General features: G+C 59.3%; 15 protein-coding genes. 6 read left to right on the top strand and 9 right to left on the bottom strand.

From position 1 onward, the window contains the following. Nucleotides 1–17 precede the first annotated feature (17 nt). The 8 genes from MWR57_RS13725 to MWR57_RS13690 all read right to left on the bottom strand — a co-directional run bounded on the left by MWR57_RS13725 (nt 18) and on the right by MWR57_RS13690 (nt 8,966). Complete coding sequence (locus MWR57_RS13725; protein ID WP_423125391.1) at nt 18–1,070, bottom strand: FAD:protein FMN transferase; 1,053 nt, start codon at nt 1,068–1,070, stop codon at nt 18–20. 20 nt (nt 1,071–1,090) lie between these two features. Further along, entirely contained in the window at nt 1,091–1,963 is an 873-nt protein-coding gene (gene rnfB / locus MWR57_RS13720) for an RnfABCDGE type electron transport complex subunit B (RefSeq protein ID WP_423125390.1), read from the bottom strand. Nucleotides 1,964–2,210: 247 nt separating this feature from the next. Next, nucleotides 2,211–3,143: an electron transport complex protein RnfA gene (locus MWR57_RS13715; protein ID WP_423125389.1), complete on the bottom strand. Its 933-nt coding sequence runs from the start codon at nt 3,141–3,143 to the stop codon at nt 2,211–2,213. Between the two features lie 19 nt (nt 3,144–3,162). Continuing rightward, complete coding sequence (gene rsxE / locus MWR57_RS13710) at nt 3,163–3,777, bottom strand: electron transport complex subunit RsxE (protein ID WP_423125388.1); 615 nt, start codon at nt 3,775–3,777, stop codon at nt 3,163–3,165. A 12-nt stretch (nt 3,778–3,789) separates the two neighbouring features. Beyond that, a complete protein-coding gene (locus tag MWR57_RS13705; RefSeq protein ID WP_423125387.1) occupies nt 3,790–4,686 on the bottom strand; it encodes an FMN-binding protein in 897 nt (298 codons plus the stop codon). Further along, complete coding sequence (locus MWR57_RS13700) at nt 4,683–5,690, bottom strand: RnfABCDGE type electron transport complex subunit D (protein WP_423125386.1); 1,008 nt, start codon at nt 5,688–5,690, stop codon at nt 4,683–4,685. Before MWR57_RS13700 ends, MWR57_RS13705 begins: the two co-directional genes overlap by 4 nt. A 79-nt stretch (nt 5,691–5,769) precedes the next feature. Next, nucleotides 5,770–7,089, bottom strand: a complete 1,320-nt coding sequence (gene rsxC / locus MWR57_RS13695; protein ID WP_423125385.1) for an electron transport complex subunit RsxC — start codon at nt 7,087–7,089, stop codon at nt 5,770–5,772. A gap of 311 nt (nt 7,090–7,400) precedes the next feature. After that, nucleotides 7,401–8,966, bottom strand: coding sequence for an FMN-binding glutamate synthase family protein (locus MWR57_RS13690; RefSeq protein WP_423125384.1), 1,566 nt, complete (start codon nt 8,964–8,966; stop codon nt 7,401–7,403). Between the two features lie 503 nt (nt 8,967–9,469). Here MWR57_RS13690 and MWR57_RS13685 point away from each other — a divergent pair. The 4 genes from MWR57_RS13685 (at nt 9,470) to MWR57_RS13670 (ending at nt 15,762) form a co-directional block, all read left to right on the top strand. Next, entirely contained in the window at nt 9,470–10,480 is a 1,011-nt protein-coding gene (locus MWR57_RS13685) for a DUF128 domain-containing protein (protein ID WP_423125383.1), read from the top strand. Between the two features lie 191 nt (nt 10,481–10,671). Further along, nucleotides 10,672–11,814 carry a class II glutamine amidotransferase domain-containing protein gene (locus MWR57_RS13680; protein WP_423125382.1) on the top strand — a complete coding sequence of 381 codons (1,143 nt, stop codon included), beginning with the start codon at nt 10,672–10,674 and terminating at the stop codon, nt 11,812–11,814. Continuing rightward, entirely contained in the window at nt 11,772–13,412 is a 1,641-nt protein-coding gene (locus MWR57_RS13675; protein ID WP_423125381.1) for a glutamate synthase-related protein, read from the top strand. Before MWR57_RS13680 ends, MWR57_RS13675 begins: the two co-directional genes overlap by 43 nt. A 13-nt stretch (nt 13,413–13,425) precedes the next feature. Further along, nucleotides 13,426–15,762, top strand: coding sequence for an FAD-dependent oxidoreductase (locus tag MWR57_RS13670; protein WP_423125380.1), 2,337 nt, complete (start codon nt 13,426–13,428; stop codon nt 15,760–15,762). A gap of 267 nt (nt 15,763–16,029) precedes the next feature. Here MWR57_RS13670 and MWR57_RS13665 read toward each other — a convergent pair whose 3' ends face one another. Continuing rightward, a complete protein-coding gene (locus MWR57_RS13665; protein WP_423125379.1) occupies nt 16,030–16,206 on the bottom strand; it encodes a hypothetical protein in 177 nt (58 codons plus the stop codon). A 398-nt stretch (nt 16,207–16,604) separates the two neighbouring features. Between MWR57_RS13665 and MWR57_RS13660 the strand changes: the two genes are divergently transcribed. Further along, nucleotides 16,605–17,930: an ammonium transporter gene (locus tag MWR57_RS13660; RefSeq protein WP_423125378.1), complete on the top strand. Its 1,326-nt coding sequence runs from the start codon at nt 16,605–16,607 to the stop codon at nt 17,928–17,930. A 621-nt stretch (nt 17,931–18,551) separates the two neighbouring features. Further along, nucleotides 18,552–21,002, top strand: coding sequence for a beta-galactosidase (locus tag MWR57_RS13655; protein ID WP_423125377.1), 2,451 nt, complete (start codon nt 18,552–18,554; stop codon nt 21,000–21,002). Nucleotides 21,003–21,077 lie beyond the last annotated feature (75 nt).

Here is a 21,077-nt window from a genome sequence, read left to right as displayed (position 1 = left end):
TCTGTCGCCTCAACCAATCAGACGAGCGTGTTCCAGCCTGCGGATTTTTTAAAACTCCCATCCTGAGCCACAACAAAACATGCGCATCCCGGCTGGCTGTCGGCGAAACGAATGCCTTCCGCCGGCGGCATGACCATGATCCCGGTGGCCAGTCCATCGGCGTCCATGACCGAATGCGCCTTGACCGTGACACTGGTTGCCAGCCTGGGGGAACGACCGGTCTGGGGGGTGACGATGTGGTGGAACATCTTCTCGCGGTCGTAAAACACCTCGTAGCTGCCGGAGGTGGAGATGGCGCCGGTGGTCATGGTCAGCACCTCGGGATAGGCTTTCTGCTTGGCCGGATCCTGAATGGCCACGGTCCAGGGCTTGCCCTTGGCCGCGGTGCCGCTGGTGCGGATGTCGCCGCTGCAATTGATGAGATGGTTGTTGATCCCCTTTGCCGCAAGCAGCGCGGAAGCACGGTCCACAATATAGCCGGGGGCGATGCCGTCCAGGGTGAGGCCCATGCCCTGCCGCGCAAAGGAGATATCGCCGGCAGAAAAGCGGATCTGCTCGGAACCCACCCGGGGGAGAAGCGCGCTGATCTCAGTTTCGGAGGGAGTCGCACCGGCGGCAAAACGATCCTTAAAGAGATCAACCAGGGGCTTGACCGTGATGTCAAAGGCGCCGCCGGTCTGCTTGTTAAGATAGAGGGAACGGGCCACCACCTCAAGCACCTCGGACGGCGCCTTGCGCAGGACGCCGGTGCTGTTGAGCTGGGAAACCGGAGTGGTGGAGTCGTGGCGGCTCAAGAGCTTGCCCAACCTGTCGATCTCCTCCCAGGCGAGGCCGATCACGTTTTCCGCCTCATCCTTGGAGGTGTGGATGGCGGTGATGGACAAAAAAGAGCCCATGACCAGCCGGGTCGAGGAAACCTTGTATTCCTTGGGGCCAAAAAGAACCGCCTCCGCCTGGGGCGTGGGTAGCAGGGCCGCGGAAGCCGCGCCAAGGCCGAGCAGGCCGGAAAGCTTTAAAAAGGTTCTTCTCTGCGGATTGCACGGATGCGGCATGATTGACTTTGTCTTCATCGTTTTCCTCGTTCCTCTATCTAGGATGCCATCTTCAGGCCGTCGGCCTGGCGGGCAATGGCTACTCTTCCTTCGTATTTCCGCATGATATTGCGGGGGCATTTTTCCACACAGATCTCCTGGCACTCCGGGCCATAGGCAATGCACTTCGGATGGTCGATCGTGATCAGGCCGTCCGTGTAGGCAATGGCCTCGGCCGGGCATTTCTTCACGCACATCTGGCAGGAGATACAGCCCACCTCGCAGACCTTGCGGACATTCTTGCCAAGGTCCTTGGTGGAGCACGGCACATGCACCCTGGCCTTGAGGCTCATCAACTCGATGACTTTTTTGGGGCAGGCCCGGACGCAGGTGCCGCAGGCCACGCACTTGTCGGGGTTGACCACCGGAAAGCCGTCCACCATGGCAATGGCGTCAAAGGGGCAGCTCTCGGCACATTCCCCCAGCCCGATGCAGGAATAGTTGCAGGATGACGGCCCGCCGAAGCCGAGATTGGCCGCGGTGCAGGAGGCAAAGCCGATGTACTCGTGCTTGTGGCTGACCCTGCCTTCCTTGCGGGAGCAGCGGACCAGGGCGATCATATCCTCCACCGCGGTCATCTTCTTGCCGGTGAGCTGGGCCACCCGTTCGGCCACCTTTTCCTTGCCGGGAAAGCAGAGGTTGGGCGGCACCTCGGGGTTGGTGACCACCGCAATGGCGTAGCCCTCGCAACCGGGATAGCCGCAGCCGCCGCACTGGGCGCCAGCCAAGGACTCCAAGACCTCTTCGATCAGGGGGTTGGCCTCAACGGCGAATTTATGCGCCGCCAGGGCAAGACCGATGCCGAAGAAGAGACCGATGCAGCCCAAAAGAGCGATGCCGCCCAGGGCGAGTTTGACTAATGCTGGATCCATTACCACACCTATCCCACGTAAACCGCAGAAAATTATTTCTAAATCATCACGCCGTTACAATAGAGTCTCTTGCAAAACTCTTCCAAATTGACTCCCCCTCCCTCGACGGGAGGGGGTCGGGGGGTGGGTGAAGTTGCACCCTGCCGGGGTCATAGCTATTTCCCCCTCTCCCCAGCCCTCCCCCGCCAGGGGGGAGGGAACTCTTGAGGCCTTTTGCAAAAGCCTCTGTAAAACCGAGGTGCGGCCACTAAAAAAGAGTGAGCCCGGAGAATCCCAGAAACGCCAAGGCAAACTGTCCGGCAACGATAAAGGCGATGGGTACGCCCTTGAAGGTCGGCGGAATATTGGCCAGCTCCATCCTCTCCCGCACCGAACTCATCAGATACAGGGCGAGCAGGAAACCGCCGCCTGCCCCCAGGGCAAGCATGAAGGACTCAAAAAAATTGTATTCGTTGTCAGCCAAAATCAGCGGCACCGCGATGATCACGCAGTTGGCGATGACCAGCACCAGATACACGCCAAAGGCGTTGAACAGAGCGGGGTTCACCTTGCGCAGCACCGTGTCCACCGCCTGTACCGTAAGGGAAACCAGGCCGATGAAGATCACGATCTGCAAAAAGTTCAGGTCATAGGGCTTGAGGATAAACTGGTAGAAAAACCAGCTCATGATGGCGCTGACCACCATGACCAGGGTGAAGGTGAGCCCCATGCCCTTGGCCGTATCCTTGCGCTTGGAGGTGCCGAAAAAGACGCAGAGGCCGAGATACTTGGTAAAGACGAAGTTGTTGATCAACAGGGCGCTGATGAGGATGGAGAGCAGATAGCCCAGATAGGGCTTCATCACCGTAAAGGTCGCCGCAACCCCGCTTTCGGCAACCCGGCTGACGGTGACCACATGGGGCAACCGGGAATTGAGCGGCTCCGCAAAGGTCAGGGTGGCGGTTTTCTGATCATCGGCCAGAACCACGCTTTCCAGCGCAAGCTTGATGTCCGGATCCTGCTCCTCGTAAACCCGATAGTTTGCCGGATCCTCAACCACGGCGCGGTCCACTGGTCCGGCAAAGGTGACGACGATCTCGTTTGGCGCCTTACCGAAGGACTTCCCGGCAATCAGCTCCTGCGCCTGCGCCAGAACCGGCAAGCCAAGGAGCAGAACAAGGGAAAGCAGTATTCTTCTCATACCATGCATATTCATAAACTCAGGCCCGTTTTGCTCGCTTGTAGACGATCTCGACATAGTTGAAAAAGGCCATCATCAGGCCAACGCAGAAAAACCCGGCAAAAGGCAGCACGAAGAAGAGCAAGGGCTTAAAGCCCAGCACATCGTAGCCAAGGACGGTGCCCAGGCCCAGCAGCTCGCGAACAAAACCCAGGGCCATCATGCCGAACATGAAGCCGAGCCCCATGCCGATGCCGTCCCAGAACGAGGCATTGACGCTCTCCTTGCAGGCGAACATCTCCAAGCGCATGGTGATGATGGCAAAGGCGACGATGAGCTTGACAAAAATGCCCATCCTGGCGTAGGCCTCGGGCAGATAGGCGGCCAGGACCATGTCGATCACCGTTACCCAGGTGGCGATGGTCAGGGTGTAGGTTGGGATCCGGATCCGAGGATGGATGACATTCTTGAACAGGGAAATGGTGCAGCTTGAAAAGACCTGGACAAAGAGGACGGCGATCCCCAGCATGAAGCCGTTCATCACCGTGGTGCTGATTCCCACCGCCGGACACATGGAAAGCACCAGCCGGAAGATGGGGTTCTCGTTCAGGATCCCGTTGACCACCAGTTGCAGGTTTGTTTTGTCAGTCGCCACTGTCACATTCTCCTAAAAAGGCGTCGCGATATGCTGTTCAGCCAAAACCCGATCCAGGATCGCCAAGCGGTAGGCGAACTTCTTCACCATCGCCTTGACCCCGTTGGTCACCGCGCTGCTTGAAATGGTGGCGCCGGTGAGGGCGTAGATATCGTCATCCTGGTACTGTTCCTGGATGCGGGCCACCTCTTCCGCGCCGAGACCGGACTTGCCTGCCTCCAGCGCCTTGAGGTATTCCTCGGGCAGGGGCGTTTTCTTGACTTCCAGCTTCTTCACCGTTTCAAGGGGCTTGCCCTTGAACTGGTTCTTGAAATATTCCTGGTCTATCTCCGCGCCCAAGCCAGGATCTTCTTCATGCTCCATGATCTCCAGACCGCGGATGGTGAAATCCTGGTCCAGGGCCAGCATGGCCCCGATGAAGGTCTTGAAGCCGGGAAACCTGCCGGGCAGGAGATAGGCCATGCGCTTGCCGTTGTCGGTGACCACGATGGTCTGGTCTGCGTAACGGAGCAGTTTATCCGCGCCGATGGCCGCGCCAACCGCCTGGGTGCGCTCACCCTCCTCGGTTGCCTTTTCCGCGACAAGCGCCACGGGGGTCTGGGCCACAAAGGTGCCCGCCAGATCGATGGTCACAAAGGAAAATGTTCCATCTTGCAGGGGAAGGAGATAGCCCATGGTCAGCTCCTCGCCTTCGCCGACGAGGTAGCGGTACATCTCATGCATGGCCACGCTGTCCGGGGCCGGTTTTTTTTCAGAATATCCCAGCAGGCTGAGCATGACCTTCTGCTCGTTGACATGGATATTGTGCTTCTTCGCCTTGTTGGTGGCGATGAAGGCTGCGCCCATGACCAAGCCGGCCAGCAGGCAGGCCACGGTCAACCGGAAGATGATGGTGAGAATATCCTTCATTTGCCACCTCCCTGGAGAGGCGCAAAGCGCTTGGGCTTAAAGAATCCGTCCAGCACCGGGCTCACCGGGTTCATGAGCAGGATGGCGTAGCAAATCCCCTCGGGATAGCCGCCCTTGAGACGGATCAGCACGGTAAGCGCCCCGATGCCGACGCCGAAGATGAGCTGGGAGGTCTTGTTGGTCGGGCTGGTCACATAATCGGTGGCCATGAAAAAGGCGCCCAGCAAGGCGCCGCCGGAAAGCACGGCCAGCAGGGGATCACCGGAGAACAGAACCTCCCCGCCGAAGCACCAGGAGAGCAGAGCGATGGTGGCCAGCATGGAAACCGGAATATGCCAGGTGATATAGCCGCGATAGAGCAGATAGAGCCCGCCCAGAACAATGAGTAACCCGGAGGTTTCGCCGATGGAGCCGGGCCGCCAGCCGAGGAAAAAATTGGTGTAGAGATTGGCTGCGGCGCCGAACTGTTCGGTAAAGGCGCCGAGCCCCTGGGTCTTGAGCACGGCCAGCGGGGTGGCGGTGGCCACGGCGTCGATGGAAGTGCCCAGATAGGAAAAGATCGCCATATCGGAAAGCGGCGGCAGCCAGGCCGAGGTCATGGCCACCGGGAAGGTGGCGAGAAGAAAGGCCCGGGCCAGCAGGGCCGGGTTGAAGATGTTGTAACCGATTCCGCCCAGCAGATGCTTGCCGATGGCGATAGCCATGACCGCGCCCAGGATGGGCAGCAGCGGCGATACCCCAGGGGGAATGACAAAGGCGATGAGCATACCGGTGATCACCGCGCTGCCGTCGGAAATGGTGATTTTACGACCCATGGCCTTCTGGGTTGCGGCCTCGACGGCCACGCAGCTCGCCACGCTGACCGCGGTGATGAGCAGGGTCTGGATGCCGAAGATGAATACGGAAAGAACCAGGGGCGGCACCAGGCAGGCCACCACGGTCCACATGATTTTCTCAACCGACTCGCCGCTCTTCACATGGGGGGAAATGGAAACCTTCCACAACCCTTGCGAGGCAACGGGGGACTGGTTTTCTGAAGCGTGCTCGTTAATGGCCGTTCTCCTTGGATTACATTCTAAAAAATCAACGTTTGGCCTTCATCTTGGCCAGCCGGACAAACTGGACCAAGGGGCGTTTCGCCGGGCAGACATAGGCGCAGCAGCCGCACTCGAAGCATTCGAACACCCCGAACTGCCCGGTATCCTGCGGCCGGCCCGCCTCCACATAGAGGCCGACCTCCTTGGGCTCTAACCCCATGGGGCAAGCCTCCAGGCACCAGCCGCAGCGGATGCACTGAGAGTGGGGGGTGGTGTCGATCTCGTCCTCGGCGAGAAACAGCACCGAAGAGGTGGTCTTGGTCACCGGGATATCCAGGGAGGACACGGCAAAGCCCATCATCGGCCCGCCCATGACGATCTTGGCAAGCTCCGGCGTTACCCCGCCCAGGTACTCGACAATGTCGCTGACCCTGGTTCCCACCTTGACCAGCAGGTTGGCGGGCCGCTTGATCCCCTTGCCGGATATGGTCATCACCTTCTCGTACAGGGGCTTGGACAGCACCACTGCATCATATATAGCCCTGGCGGTGCTCACATTATGGACCACCACGCCCACTGCCGAAGGCAGGGCGAAGCCGGGCACCTTGCGCCCGGTGATGGCCTGGATGAGCTGTTTTTCCGAGCCCTGCGGGTACTTGACCTGCAAGGGCTGGACAACAACAGTGTGTTCCGGGGTGGAACCGGCTGCTGCCGCCTCGGTCATGGTCTTGATGGCGTCGGGCTTGTTGTTCTCGATGCCGATGAAACACTTGGTGATGCCGAGGATCTTGAGGATCACCACGGCGCCCTCGACAATCTCCTGGGCGCGTTCCAACATCTGGCGATGGTCCGCGGTGATGTACGGCTCGCATTCGGCGCCGTTTAAAATCAGGGTATCCACCGGATTGTCCGGCGGAGGGGAGAGCTTGACATGGGAGGGAAAGCCCGCGCCGCCGATACCGATGATCCCGGCGCCGTGCACCTTGGCCAGCAATTCTTCCTTGGCGAGCTTTTGCCAGTCGCAGCGGGAATACTGCACCGGCGCTGCTTCTTTATTGGTCTGGATGGTGATGGAAGGTGCGCTGACCCGCATGGGGTGGCCGGACATGCCGAAACTCTTGATGGTGCCGGCAACCGGGGCATGAAGGGGAACCCCGAGCCCTTTGGTCACCTCGCCGATGACCTGGCCTTCCTGCACTGCATCCTTGGGGGCCACCGTGGGAGTACAGGGTGCGCCGATATGCTGGCCAAGAATAATCTCAAGCTCGTCGGGCGTGGCCATCACCTCGATGGCGAGGTTCTCGGTCAGGCCCTTTGATGCAGGCGGATGCACACCACCTTTGGGGAATGTCAGTAGAGAGGTCATGCCACCTTCCCTAAAAATTGAGAAAGAAAAATTGTTGGGAGGACGAAGCTCCACGGGAGATCTGAACCAAAACAGTACCCGTTTTTTTTTGCTACTCGCTATCAATCTGAGGAGTTTCTCCTTAATGCAGAATTGTTCTTCATGTCAAGTCAAAATAAAAAAGCACCACTCTGCTCGCCTGCACAGAGTGGTGCTGAACCATAAAAAAACAACTTTTAATGCCGTCCGGACCAGTACAAAAAACTACAGATGAACAGGTATCATGATCCTGGGCACGATGCGTTACGCCCCGTTGATGGGCTTAACCGAATTTATCCCAATATCCGATCCACCTCTTCCCGGTCAGAATCCATAACATAGGGAATGCCGGAAACATCCGCAGCGTCCCGAGTCAGGGCCACCAAGTCGTTGCGCTCGATGTACTTGAGCGCGAACTTCCGGGAACCAGCCATGAACTGCTGCAAGCCCTGCTTCATCCTATCAATGTAAGAGTACATGCCAATGGCGCCGGCAGGCAACTTGTCGAAATCCTTGCCATACTTCTCCCGCAGGTCCGCAGCAACGGCAAAGAGCTTCAGATAGCCATCGGTAACGTTTTCTTCCTCGGTTTCCATCTTTTCCCGCATAAGCCGGCCATGGGTCTTTCCGACCATGGCTGCGGTGAGCATGGCCCGCCCGAGACAGACAGCCTTCACATACGGTGCGCCCAAGGCCAGAGCCTTATGGACATGGTCTTCCAAAGAGAGGCCGCCGGCAATGGCGATGGGGGGGATATAGGCACCCCGGGCAGCCAGACGCTCACACATCTGGTGAGCCAGACACTCCAATTGCACGGTGGGAATACCCCACTCGTTCATCATCCGCCAGGGACTCATCCCGGTGCCGCCGCCGGCGCCGTCGATGGTGAGCAGGTCGATTTTGGCATCGGAGGCGTATTTAATGGCCCGGGCCAGGTCAGCAGGACGATAGGCACCAGTTTTCAGTGTCACGTATTTGGCTCCCACGGAACGGAGTTGCGTGACCGAAGCGTGGAAGGACTCCTCCGTGACCATACCCAGACGGGAATGACGCTCGAACTCGGTGATGGCGCCGGCATTGAACGCCCTTACCACCGCCGGATTGGTGGGATCTGGCAGAACGATATAGCCGCGCTCCTTGAGCTGCAGGGCCCGTTCAATGGAATGCAGCTTGACCTCGCCGCCGATGTCCTTGGCGCCCTGGCCCCATTTCAACTCAAAAATCTCAATGCCCAGCTTCTCAATGACATACTCCGGCACCCCCAGCTTGGTATCTTCCACGTTGGCTTGGATGATGATGCCGCCGGTGCCGTCGTACCATTGTTTAAACGCGGCAATCCGGCGCTCCATCTCCGGAGACCTGATTATGCGACCCTTGGAAAATTCCGCCTGGGGGTCCATGCCGCAGATATTTTCCCCGGCCACGACAATGACGCCGGAGATGGCGGCGCCCACGGCGATCTCATCCCAATTGACCCGGGCTATCTCCGTGGAGCCCACGGCGCCGGTGAATACCGGGAATTTCAATGTAATGCTGCCATCGGCGCCCAGCTTGGTGGTGGTGTCCACGGCGGGAAAGGTGGCAAAGTCCGGGTCGGCAGCCACGCCCACCGCGCCGACCGCAGTGCCCTGGATATTGAAGTGGGAAAAATCAACAGGGTAATCTTTCTCCGATCCCGAGGTTGTTTTACCGAAAGGCGCGGGATAGAGCATCTCCCGTCCCTTGATGGCTGATTTACCGATCTCGCAAGGACCCCGGCAGCCGTCAAGACAGGTCACGCAGATACCGGAACCCGGAGCCGGGTTCACGCGGGTGCTGGTCAGGGTGGCGGGGCTACGGTTTGGCTTGCTGAATGTCATGATCGTTCCTCTTTTCATTATTTTGATAGTGTATTTTTCGGCGACAAGCAGCCGGCAACAATGCCAAACACCATGCAATTCCGATGCTGCCCGCTCCGCTTGTTCGTCTTCCTTGCACCTCGCAACCAACCGATTTCCCCTGGTTACGGACCAGCGCTCATTTCATGCCAACACTGTAGCGCGCAAAAAATACGGCAATGGTTTGCCGATGGTAACACCAGATTTTTTTTTTTCAATATAAATCAACCCATCATTATAAAAGCATAAAACCAACAAAAACCACATCCAGCAAACCAGCAATCCGTGTATTTTTTTGGCAAAATTGCCACACACCCCACATCCAATCCCAAGAGTAAACTCTTGCAAAAAGGCCGCAAAACTTTACTCTCGCCCCAAAACTCCAACGAAAACTCGACCAACAGGCACAAAGCCAAACAACCGATATTCGGCAAAATTGCCGTTTTTTCGTTTGAAAAATAGCAACAAAAGAGGTATTTTCCCGCGTGGCTGAAAAAACAGAAAAAAAAGAATTGGCGATCTTGCGGCTATTGCAAAAGGCGAACGCCCCCCTTGCCAGCTCCCGGCTGACGGAAAATCTCCAGGCCATGGGGCATGAGGTCAGCGAACGGACCGTGCGCCATTATCTTTTGGAGCTGGATCGCCGAGGGTTAACCAGCAATCTGGGCAAAAAAGGGCGGAGCATCACCGTCGCCGGCCAAATGGAGCTGGACAACGCCAGAATTTTTGACAAAGTCGGGTTTCTCACCGCAAAAATCGATCAGTTGACATACCGGATGAGCTTTGACCTGCATCGGCGAAGCGGCACGGTCATCAGCAACATAAGCCTCATCCCCCTGTCGTTGTTGTCCCGGGCGGTGCCGATGGTCTGCAAGGTTTACGCCGCAGGCTATTCCATGGGCTGCATGATGGCCCTGTTCGCCCCGGGCGAACAACTGGGGGATATGATTATCCCGGAGAACATGGCTGGGCTGGGGACAGTCTGCTCGATAACCCTGAACGGAGTGCTCCTGGCCCACGGCATCCCCACCCACGCCAGTTTCGGCGGCCTCCTGGAACTCCGGGACCGCAAGCCCGTGCGCTTTGTGGAAATCATCAAATATGATGGCAGCAGCCTTGTCCCCTTGGAAATTTTCATCCGCAGCGGGATGACCGACTACCTGGGAGCCATTAAAACCGGCGACGGCAGAATCGGGGTGGGATTCAGGGAGATGCCGGCGGACAGCCGCGACGGGGTGCTCTCCCTTATTCAAGAACTGGAAAAAGTCGGGCTGGGGGCGTTTTTGATGGTGGGCTGGCCGGGACAGCCATTGTTGGAAATCCCCGTACTTGAAGGCCAGATTGGGGCTGTGGTCATCGGTGGCCTCAATCCGGTCGCGGTGCTTGAGGAGACCGGCATTCGTATCCAGTCGCAGGCCATGTCCGGCCTGGTGGAATACGAACGCTTATTTCATTATCGGGAATTGGAAGCGCGCGCCCAGGCCTTGACTCGCTAAAAACGACCGGAAAGCGTTCCCATCTCTACCGCTGCGGAATTCACTGTTGTAAGGCAAAAAATCCTGGTAGAATTGCGAACTTTTCTGTATTTAATAACGGCCTAAAATACTTTTACGGGTCGGCCAGAGAAATAACACAAAGACCGTCACGGGACGGTTATGAAAACAACTCTCTCCAAAAAGGACAACACATGTGTCGGTTAGCCATGAAAACCGCAAGCAAGCCTTTCTCCCCCTTTTCGGTGCTGGAAGCCATGGAGGCCATGCAGGAAGGGTATGACGGCAGCGGCCTCGGCTTGCTCTTGCGGGGGCTTGAATTTGCGGAATACAAATACAATGCCAAAGATCCAATCCTTTCCGGGATCGCCCACTCCGAGGCCGCCCTTGCCAGGCTGAACAAAATCATGATCGAAGCGGGCTTCGAGTTGAAGTACGATCACGAATTTGACGTGAAACGGCAGATGATCGAGGCCAAGGACCGCTTTAAGTACATCCTTCGCGTCTACAAACAATCGGCGACCTGGGCCAGCCTCTCCGCTGAAGAAGTGGAAAACCGGCTGATGCTAACCCGTCTTGCCCTGCGCAAGGACGGCGAGGCCCACGGCCAGGATCTCACCGTCTTCTCTCTCTGGCCCGATGTAGCCATGATCAAGGAAGTGGGCTGGCCGCTCGGGGTTGGCCAAGCGCTGGGTCTGGACTCCGGCCGGATCACCAGCCGGATCTGCATGGCCCAGGGCCGCCAGAACACCAACTACGGCATCAACCTCTATGCCTGCCATCCCTTCTTCATCCAGGGCGTGGCCACCATGACCAACGGCGAGAACACCGCCTTTATCCCCATCAAGGATTGGCTCTCCGGCCGCGGGTTTCCAGGCTACATCGGCTACCAGTCCGATTCCGAGGTGTTCGCCCACATCCTCCACTATGTGACCAAGCAGCTCAAGCTGCCTCTGGAAACCTACAAGCATGTGATCACCCCGCTCAAGAACGAAGAGCTGGCCGCTCACCCCCAGGGCGATTTTCTCCGCGGGTTGCGCGATGCCTGCCGGAGGCTTATCATCGACGGCCCCAACGCGGTGATCGGCACCCTGCCCGACGAAACCTCCATGCTGGTCATGGACGCCAAGAAGATGCGCCCCGCCACCGTGGGCGGCAAACCCGGCGAGTGGGCCATTGCCTCCGAGATGTGCGGCGTTGACGCCATGATCCCCGACCGGGATCGCTCCAAGGATTTTCAGCCCATGCGGGAACACACCGTTATTATTCCTCCAGACAGACAGGAGTTGCAGATATGGTCTCAGTTCGATCACTTGCCAATACACCAAGCAGCCTGACCCCCAACGATCTGCCTTGGATCATCGAGCACCGCGAAGACCGCTGCACCCTGTGCGGCAAATGCGCCGCGGTATGTCCGGTAAACACCCTGAAGCTGGCCTACATGCGCAAGCGCATGCCCCATCTGGTGCTTGCCGCCACGGAACGGGGCAGCTCGTACAAAACCTTTGTCGGCATCCGCCAGTCCACCGAGGTGAGCAAGCGCTGCATCGGCTGCGGCTCCTGCGCCATGGTCTGCCCCAACGAGGCCATCCATCCGGTGCAAAACGGTGAGCGCGACCGCTTTCGTTTCGTCAACAGCCAACAGGGCGAACCGGCCAAACGCGGCGGCCGCCGCAACGTGCCGGGCGCGAGCCTGCTTGACCGCATCATCTTCGACCGGATCTCCATGCTCACCGATCCGGCGCTTGATGCAGGCCGCCACGAATTCTCCTGCAACACCCTGCTCGGCCGGGTGCTGCCCCCGGAGGAATATGTCCGCCGCAAGCTGGCCGGTGAATGGATTCCGCCGGTGCGGGAGATCTTCCCCTTTGTCATCGGCTCCATGTCCTTTGGCGCGCTCTCGCCCAATATGTGGCTGGGGTTGCTGCAAGGCGTGGCCTACTGCAACGAGGTCCTGGGCATCCCCGTGGTCATGGCCACCGGCGAGGGCGGCTGCCCGCCCTGGGTTCTGCGCAGCCCGTTTCTCAAATACATCATCCTCCAGATCGCGTCCGGCTATTTCGGCTGGGACGAGATCATCCGGGCCATCCCCGAGATGCAGTGCGATCCGGCGGCCATCGAGATCAAGTACGGCCAGGGCGCCAAGCCCGGCGACGGCGGCCTCTTGATGTGGTTCAAGGTATCGAAGCTCATCGCCCGTCTGCGCGGCGTGCCCGAGGGCGTGGATCTGCCTTCTCCCCCCGTGCACCAGACCCTTTACTCCATCGAAGAGTCGGTGATGAAGATGATCCAGACCATGTCCATGGCCTGGAACTTCCGGGTGCCGGTCTATCCGAAAATCTCCGGCTCCACCTCGGCCAAATCGGTACTGAACAATCTGGTGCGCAACCCCTATGCCGGGGCGCTGATGATCGACGGCATCGACGGCGGCACGGGTGCTGCCTACAACATCAGCATGGACGCCACCGGCCATCCCATTGCCGCCAATGTCCGCGAGTGTTACCTCGACCTCTGCGCCCAGGGCAAGCAGAACGAAATTCCCATCTTCGCCGCGGGCGGGGTGGGCAAGAACGGCAACGTCACCCAGAACGGCATGGCCCTGATCATGCTGGGCGCAAGCGGCGTCCACATGGGCAAGTTCATCATGCAATCGGCGGCAGGGTGTCTCGGCACCGAATCGAACCGTTGCAACGTCTGCAACATCGGCCTGTGCCCCAAGGGCATCACCAGCCAGAATCCCAAGCTCTACCGCCGTCTCGACCCGGATCAGGTCGCCCAGCGCGTGGTGGAGACCTTCATGTCCATCCGCACCGAGGTCAAGAAGGTCATGGCGCCCCTGGGCCGCTCCCAGAGCCTGCCCATCGGCATGTCCGACGCCCTGGGCATCGATGACAAGGATGTGGCCGAACGTTTAAATATCAGATACGTCTGTTAAGAAGGAGCACGCTGTGAGTAAAGCAATTGTCGTAAAAGGGCTTGATGCCAATGGCCAGCGGATCAGCTCCAAGAATTTCGAAGAGCTGGTTCAGAAGGCCTTTGCCAAATCCACCCGGTTGAAGCTGGAAACCTACGGCCAGCACAACGTGGGCGGCCGTTTGAAAAACGGTGGCAAGAAGGTGGAGATCGAAGTCAGCGGCCCCTGCGGCCAGCGGTTGGGCTGCATGGGCATGCCCGGCACCACCATCGTCTGCGACGGGCCTGCCTCCGATGACGTGGGCTATCTCAATATCGGCGCCGAGATCACCGTCAAGGGCGACGCCACCAACGGAGTCTGCAACGCCATGGCCGAAGGCAAGGTCTACGTGGGCGGCTCCATCGGGGCGCGCGGCCTGACCATGACCAAATGGAACCCCGAACATCAGCGCCCGGAGCTCTGGGTGCTGGGCTCGGTGGGCGACACCTTTGCCGAATTCAACTGCGGCGGCATCGGGGTCATCTGCGGCATCGAACCCAAGAATCCTAAAAACGTCCTGGGCTACCGCCCCTGCGTCGGCATGGTCGGCGGCTGGATCTACTACCGGGGAAAAAACGACGGCTCCTATGACAAAAAGAGCGTCATGGCCGTGCTGCCCAACAACGAGCAGTGGGCTTGGCTCATGGAGCGGATGCCCGCTTATCTCAAAAAAATCGGCCGCACCCGGCTACTGAAGAAGCTCTCCGTCCGCAAGGAATGGATGATGCTGATCTCCATCCCGCCCCAGGACCGGGCCCTGATGTTCTCAGGCCCCATGCCCATGGCCGAGTTCAAGCAAAAGATCTGGAACCCGGGCTTTGGCGGCGGCGACCCCATCCGCGATCTGGCCCCTGGGCTGGACCGCTCCCCCATCGGCATGATCGAGACCGGGGATCTCAGGCGGCGGCAGCCCTTCTGGGCCAACCGCGACAAGGCCGCGCCCTGTGCCTATTACTGCCCGGTGCACATCCCCACCATCGACCGGTTGCGGCTGATCCGCGAAGGCAAGGGGGAGGCGGCCTACAAGATGCTGCTCGACTACACCCCGCTGCCAGCCTCGGTTTGCGGCTATGTCTGCCCGAACCTCTGCATGCAGAACTGTTCCCGGCAACTGGTGGACGAGAAGATCGACGTGCAGATGTTGGGCCGTGCGGCCCGCGACGCCAAGCCGCCCAAATTTGCCAAGCCGATGGGCAAGAAAGTCGCCATCATCGGCGGCGGCCCGGCCGGGATGAACGCGGCCTGGCAGTTGGCCAAGGCAGGGGTCGAGGCGCATATCTTCGAACGCGATCAGCAACTCGGCGGCAAGCTGGGCCAGGTCATTCCCTGGGAGCGGTTGCCCAAGGCGATCTGGGACGCGGAAATTGCACGTTTCCTTTCCATGCCCAATATCAAGGCCAATTTCGGCGTGGCCATGACCAAGGAGAAATTCGCGGAGCTGAAGAAAAAATACGACCACGTCATTGTGGCCGTGGGCACCCATCAGCCGCGCACCATCCCCTTCCCCGGCCATGAGCGGGTTATTCCGGCCCTGGACTTCCTGAAAAACGCGAAAAGCGCCAAGCCGATGAAGGTCGGCAAGCAGGTAGTGATCATCGGTGCAGGCAACGTGGGCTGCGATGTGGCTTGCGAAGCGTACCGGTTGGGAGCCAAGGAGGTCACTCTGGTGGATATCCAGAAGCCCCTGGCCTTCGGCAAGGAAAAGGCGGCGGCCGAGGCGCTGGGCGCCACCTTTAAATGGCCGGTGCAGACCAAGGAGGTCACCTCTGAGGGGCTCATTGACGCGGCAGGCCAGCTCATCCCGGCCCAGACCGTGATCATCTCCATCGGCGATGTCCCGGCCCTGAAGTTTCTGCCCGACACCGTCGAGGTCATCACCGTGGGCGGTGCGGGCTGGATCAAGTGCAACGCCGCGGGCCTTACCAGCGATCCGAAGATCTCGGCTGTCGGCGATGTGGAGCGGCCCGGCTTGGCCACCAACGCCCTGGGCGCGGGCAAGAAAACCGCGGAAGCCATCCTGGCCGGGTTCAAGGGCGAGGAGTGGAAGGATTTCGGCCAGCAGCTCATCCCCCACGCCAGCCTGACCGCGGCCCATTACAACCCGGAGCCGTGCCCCGGTTCCTCCGAGGCGGCGGAGGCGGAACGCTGCATGAGCTGCGGCACCTGCCGCGACTGCCACCTCTGCGAAACCATCTGCCCCACCCAGGCCATTTCCAGGGAAAAGCTGGAGGGCAAAGACTACCGCTATGTCTCGGACCCGGACAAGTGCATCGCCTGCGGCTTCTGCAGCGACACCTGTCCCTGCGGCATTTGGGTGATGCGGCCCTTCTGAGCCTTTTTTATCCTGATCCCCCTTAGCTCCCCAAAAACTGGGGGCAGCCTTTCCCGGCTGCCCCCAGTTTTTTTCTCCGATGGGCGACAATCCCGGCGATCAGCTCTCTCTCGGGCACAGCTTCGACCGAGGTTCTTTGCAGTTTCCCCCGCCTCATGCCGCGCATAACAACTCCCGGTAGCGGCTTTGCACAAAAAAAAAGAGGAGCGGCCCTCGCCGTCCCTCTTTTTTTCAACATCCCCATGAGAAAAGCCTTACCGGTCTGCCCTAGCCCTCTTCGTACACCTCGGTGACGGTCATTTTTTCGCTGACCCGGGCGTTTTTTCGATGAAATTCAACCATGGCCATGGCCACGTTCCGCGCATTGACGGTTGTTTTTTCGATTGCGGCAGTCCGCCAGAGTTCTGCTCCCCCGACCTTGAATTTTACCACAAACTTGCGCATCCCCCTCTCTCCTTTTGCCTGAAAAATCACGGGCCGTTCCCCCAGAACTCCCCCCCCAGGTTGATACAACCAACCTTAAACCAACCTTATTCAAGGGTATCGCATTATTTGCCCATCCAGGTCAATACCTAAAAAATACGAGTTCCTGCCTCACTGCTTCCTGCGAACTCCCCCTCCCTCTTCCCGCCGGATTCTCCACAAAAAACCGATACAAATATGTGCAAAACAAACATGTATTTTACATATTTGTGCCACAGAACAACCGGGCAACGCACGCCAATCCTGCGAAAAAATGCGCATATTCCATGAGAAAACAGACAGCGCATCGGTGGCACGATTATCGCAAACCGTTTCGTGGGTTATCACACCACATCAACCCGAAACACCAAGGAGGCACCATGCGCCATCGTTTTTTCGCCCGACTCTGCACCACCATTGGCCTTGGGCTCCTCCCCAGCCTTGCCCTGGCCGGGGACAGCCAAAACATCGACAGCGGCACCACAGCCTGGATGCTGATCTCCACGGGGTTGGTCCTTCTGATGATTCCCGGCCTGGCCATGTTTTACGGCGGCCTGGTCCGCACCAAGAATGTCCTGGGCACCATGATGCACAGCTTTGTTTCCATGGCGGTGATCGGCGTGCTCTGGGTGGTCTGCGGCTACAGCCTTACCTTCGGCAAGGGGATCCTCGGCGGGGTCATCGGCTGGAACCCGGATTACTTTCTACTCCAGGGCATCGACGAGGCCATCACCAACGGCGTGCCCGAATATGTCCTCGCCATGTTCCAGGGCAAATTCGCCATCATCACCCCGGCCCTGATCAGCGGCGCCATTGCCGAACGGGTTTATTTCCGGGGTTACATCCTCTTCATCGTTCTCTGGTTTTTGTTCGTCTACAGCCCTCTGTGCCACTGGATATGGGCCCCGGACGGCTGGCTGTTCAACGCCGGTGCCAACGGGGTTATCGACCTGGCTGGCGGCCTGGTGATCCACGTTTCCGCCGGAGTCAGCGCCCTGGTGGCCGCCCTGTTCCTCGGCCCGCGGCTGGGGTACCCGAAAACCGCCATGCACCCGAACAATCTGGTCATGACCATGATGGGCGCCGGGCTTCTCTGGGTCGGCTGGTACGGCTTCAATGCCGGCTCCACTGTGCAGAGCGGCCTGGAAACAGCCAGGGCGCTTACGATGACCCAGATCTCGGCGGCGAGCGGGGCGTTGACCTGGCTGATCGTCGAGGCCATCGCCTTTAAAAAGGCCACCTCCCTGGGCTTTGTTTCCGGCATTCTGGCCGGCCTGGTGGTGATCACCCCGGCCGCCGGCGTGGTCCAGCCCCTGGGCGCCCTCACCCTGGGCGCCGCCTCGTCGCTGCTCTGCTACTTCGCCCTGCTCATGAAGATCCGGCTCGGCTACGACGACTCCCTGGACTGCTTCGGCATCCACGGGGTGGGCAGCGGCCTGGGTGTGCTCCTGCTCTCTTTTTTCATCCGCGACTCCTGGATGGTTAAGGCCTCCGCTGCAGCCGGACGGGCCTGGACCGCCTTCGACCAGTTGCAGGTGCAACTTCTCGGCATGGGAGTGACTATTGCCCTGGCCGCTTCCGCCACTCTTCTGATCTGTGTGGTGGTGGAAAAAACCGTGGGCTTCAGGATCGACCAGCAGGGTGAGTTCGACGGCTTGGACAAATCCCTCCATGGCGAATCCGGTTACGGGATGGCTGATCGCTGAGTAGCACCTTTCACCTTATAATGTAAAAAAGGCCGGACGCCCCACAGGGGTTCCGGCCTTTTTTTATGGGATTCATTTTGAAATTCCTGGAAATATGGAGATAACCTTTCTGTTGTGCTCTCTTTCTTCTTTTGCGTGCCCAAAAGAAGAAACAAGAAAAAGGCACCCCGCCAGTCCTGGCCCTGCGGGCTTCCCTTGCTTCTCGACGAGGGCGGGACGCTAAAAAACTCGGGCTTCGCCCTCAAACAGTTTTAGCGTCTTTTCCGCCCCCGTCTGCGAGGCGCGGCAGGACAAATGGGGAGAAAGATTCCCATTGGCACGCAGCCGAGCACCGGAAAAGCTGCCGAAAAGGGAGGTTGCACTGTTTGAGCGCAGCGAGTTTGCAACATCCCGGCAGCTTTGAGGAGCGCAGGGCATCCCGCCAACGGCGGGACAAGTGACACGGGGGCCCTTTCTTTGGTTCGTTTCTTTGGGCAAGCAAAGAAATGAACAAACTAATCTCATACCGCAGACCCCATAATTCCTGAACAAACCTTTTTACCCAGGACAATCCCAGCCCGCTGATGATACAATGCCCCAACATCAATACACATCCATCTCTATCCAGGGGGCATCTTCTCCATGCTGTCAACACAGAAACCTTCTTCCCGTGAATCAAAAAGTCGCACCCACTTTTTCTCCTTAACCATCCCCCTACTCCTCCTCACCCTCTGCCTGCCGCCAACCACAGCCACCGCCGGATTAACCATCCGCCAAGGCTATTTCTGGGACACAGACCGCCAGGAGACCTTTATCCCCCACGGCTTCGCCTATCAGGTCTGGAACCCGCCGGTTTTCGCCACCCAGACCCTGGCCGAGTTGGACTACGACCTGGAAGCCATGCAACAGGCCCATGCCAACTCCCTGCGGGTGGAACTGGTTTGGGAAAGCGTGGAACCGCGGGAAGGGGGCTATCGCTGGGACCAGGCCGACCATCTGGTCAAAAAGGCCGAACAGCTCGGACTCAAACTCTTCATCCTCATCGGTTATCAATACCCGCCCTCCTGGTTCGTTGCCAATTACCCCCAGGCCATGGCCCGCACAATAAACGGCCCCAGCCCCCTGCTGAATTACAGCCATCCCCAGGCCAAGGAAGCCTTTGCCCGCTTCATCGCTGCGGTCTGCGAACGCTACAAGGCAAGCCCGGCCATCGGCGGCTGGATCCTCGGCAACGAATTCGCCTTCTACGATCTCTGGGAGAATGCCGCAGTCAAGAGCCAGGTCGGCTACGATGAGCAGACCAGTCTCCCAGCCTACCGTGCTTTCCTGGCCCAAACCTACGGGGGGGACATCGAGAGGCTCAACAATGCCTGGGGCACCACCTTCCGCGATTTTGCCGAGGTTCCCATGGCCCGTGCCTACCCGGAGGACCGGGGTGATCATCAGGCCATCCGCAGCTCCGGCTACCATGACCTCATTCAGTGGCGCAAACACACCATCGCTGATTTTGTCGCCGCCGGCGCCAAGGCGGCGAAAGCCGCCGCGCCCGAGCAACTGATCTCCTATTCCATGGTGGCCGGCATCTTCAACGGCTTGGACCCCAATTACACCGCCGAGGATCCGCAAACCATCAGCGAACGCTGCCGGGCTGCGGGCGCGCCCCTGGACTTCATCTCCCTCAACCTTTACGCCTGGGCCTTGGCAGGCCATGAGCTTCGCTCCCTGGAGTTCGGCATCGCCAAGTTCCGCGATCTCCTGGACATTCCGGTGCTGATCACGGAAACCGGCCACAGCTCCACGGAAACCCTGTTCCCCGGCGCGGCAGCCCGTCAGACCGAGGCCATTGTCAGCTCCACCTGGGAAGCCATGCTCTCCGGGGCCATGGGCGTGCATCTTTTCCACTGGAGCGACCGTAACAACTTTCTTGCCACGCCGTACCCACGGGAGGCGGGTTTCGGGGTGGTGGATCAGGAACGACGGCCCAAGCCCAAGGTGTACGAGGCAGTGCGCACCATGTTCCAGCAGATGGAGGCGCTGCCGTTGTCGCGGTTCCTTGCCGGGTCGCAACCCCTGGAGCCGGATATCCTCGTCTACTGGCCGCATGACATCGACCTGGGCTGGAACCGGACCAACGAGGAAACCGCCTCCCTCTGGGGCGGACTCCGCCGGTTGGGGTTTCGGCCAAAACTCATCAACCACCCCCTTGTCGATCTGGACACAACACAATCGAAGGCCAAAAGCCTGCTTTTGCCGAGAAACTTCCAGATGCAACCGGACGATCTTCCCGCCCTCGCCAAATTGCTCGACCATGGCATGCATATCCATGCAAACCTCGACCTCCCAGGCCAGTTCGACGCGAATCACCGGCACAACCCCGGCTGGGGTGCAGCCATGGCCAAGGTCTTCGGGGTGGACGTAAGCCAGGCCAGGCCCGCCTGGGACAGCGGCATACGGCCGGGTCCGGACTGGAGTTCCGGCTACGCCCCCCTGCTCCTCAATCCAGCGCCGGACGGTATCCTCGCCCAGACCCAGCCCAAGACAGTCCGGACCTGGAAATACTGGCACGGGGTGCGCCCGGCCTCGGGAGGCACTGCCCAGGTGTGGAGCGAAACCGAATCTTCCCTTCGCTTGAGCGCTGCCCTGGTCACCAAGGAACATCCCCTGGCGCGCACCGCGCTCAACACCTTTGGGCTGGGCGACTTCATTGCCCCATCCTTCCTGATGAATAGCCCGGGCGGCGCACCCACCTTTGCCTGGGATACCAGAACCACCTGGCTTACCGCGATCTACAAAAATTTCTTCGGAATGCAGCCCCGGATTGAACTGACGGGCCCTGGAGCCACATATGTCCTCGCCGACCTGCGCCGGACCACAAACGGCTGGCTTTTGGGGCTGATGAATGAGCACACGGAACCGGCCCTGGTCAGTGTACAGGCAGACTGGTTGCTTTCCAGCGGGGTGGCGGTGGAGGATTTGCTTGCCGGCGGCTGGGCTGGGCAGGGATTGAACCGGCTGATTTTGGCAGGGGACGGCTACCGGCTGTTCCATATTACCCCGGCTTCTCAGAGCCGGGAAGAAGAACAGCCGCAGTAGGAGAAAAAAAATGAACTAGTACCTTGTAACTCTTACTATTTCAGAAAAACTCCCCTCCCCTTGCGGGAGGGGTTG

Origin of the sequence: Hydrosulfovibrio ferrireducens (assembly GCF_046883345.1) — a bacterium.
In the GTDB taxonomy this organism is placed as follows: domain Bacteria; phylum Desulfobacterota; class Desulfobulbia; order Desulfobulbales; family Desulfurivibrionaceae; genus Thiovibrio; species Thiovibrio ferrireducens.
The sequence above is the reverse complement of the archived record's forward strand: the minus strand, read 5'-3'. Positions and strand labels throughout refer to the sequence as shown.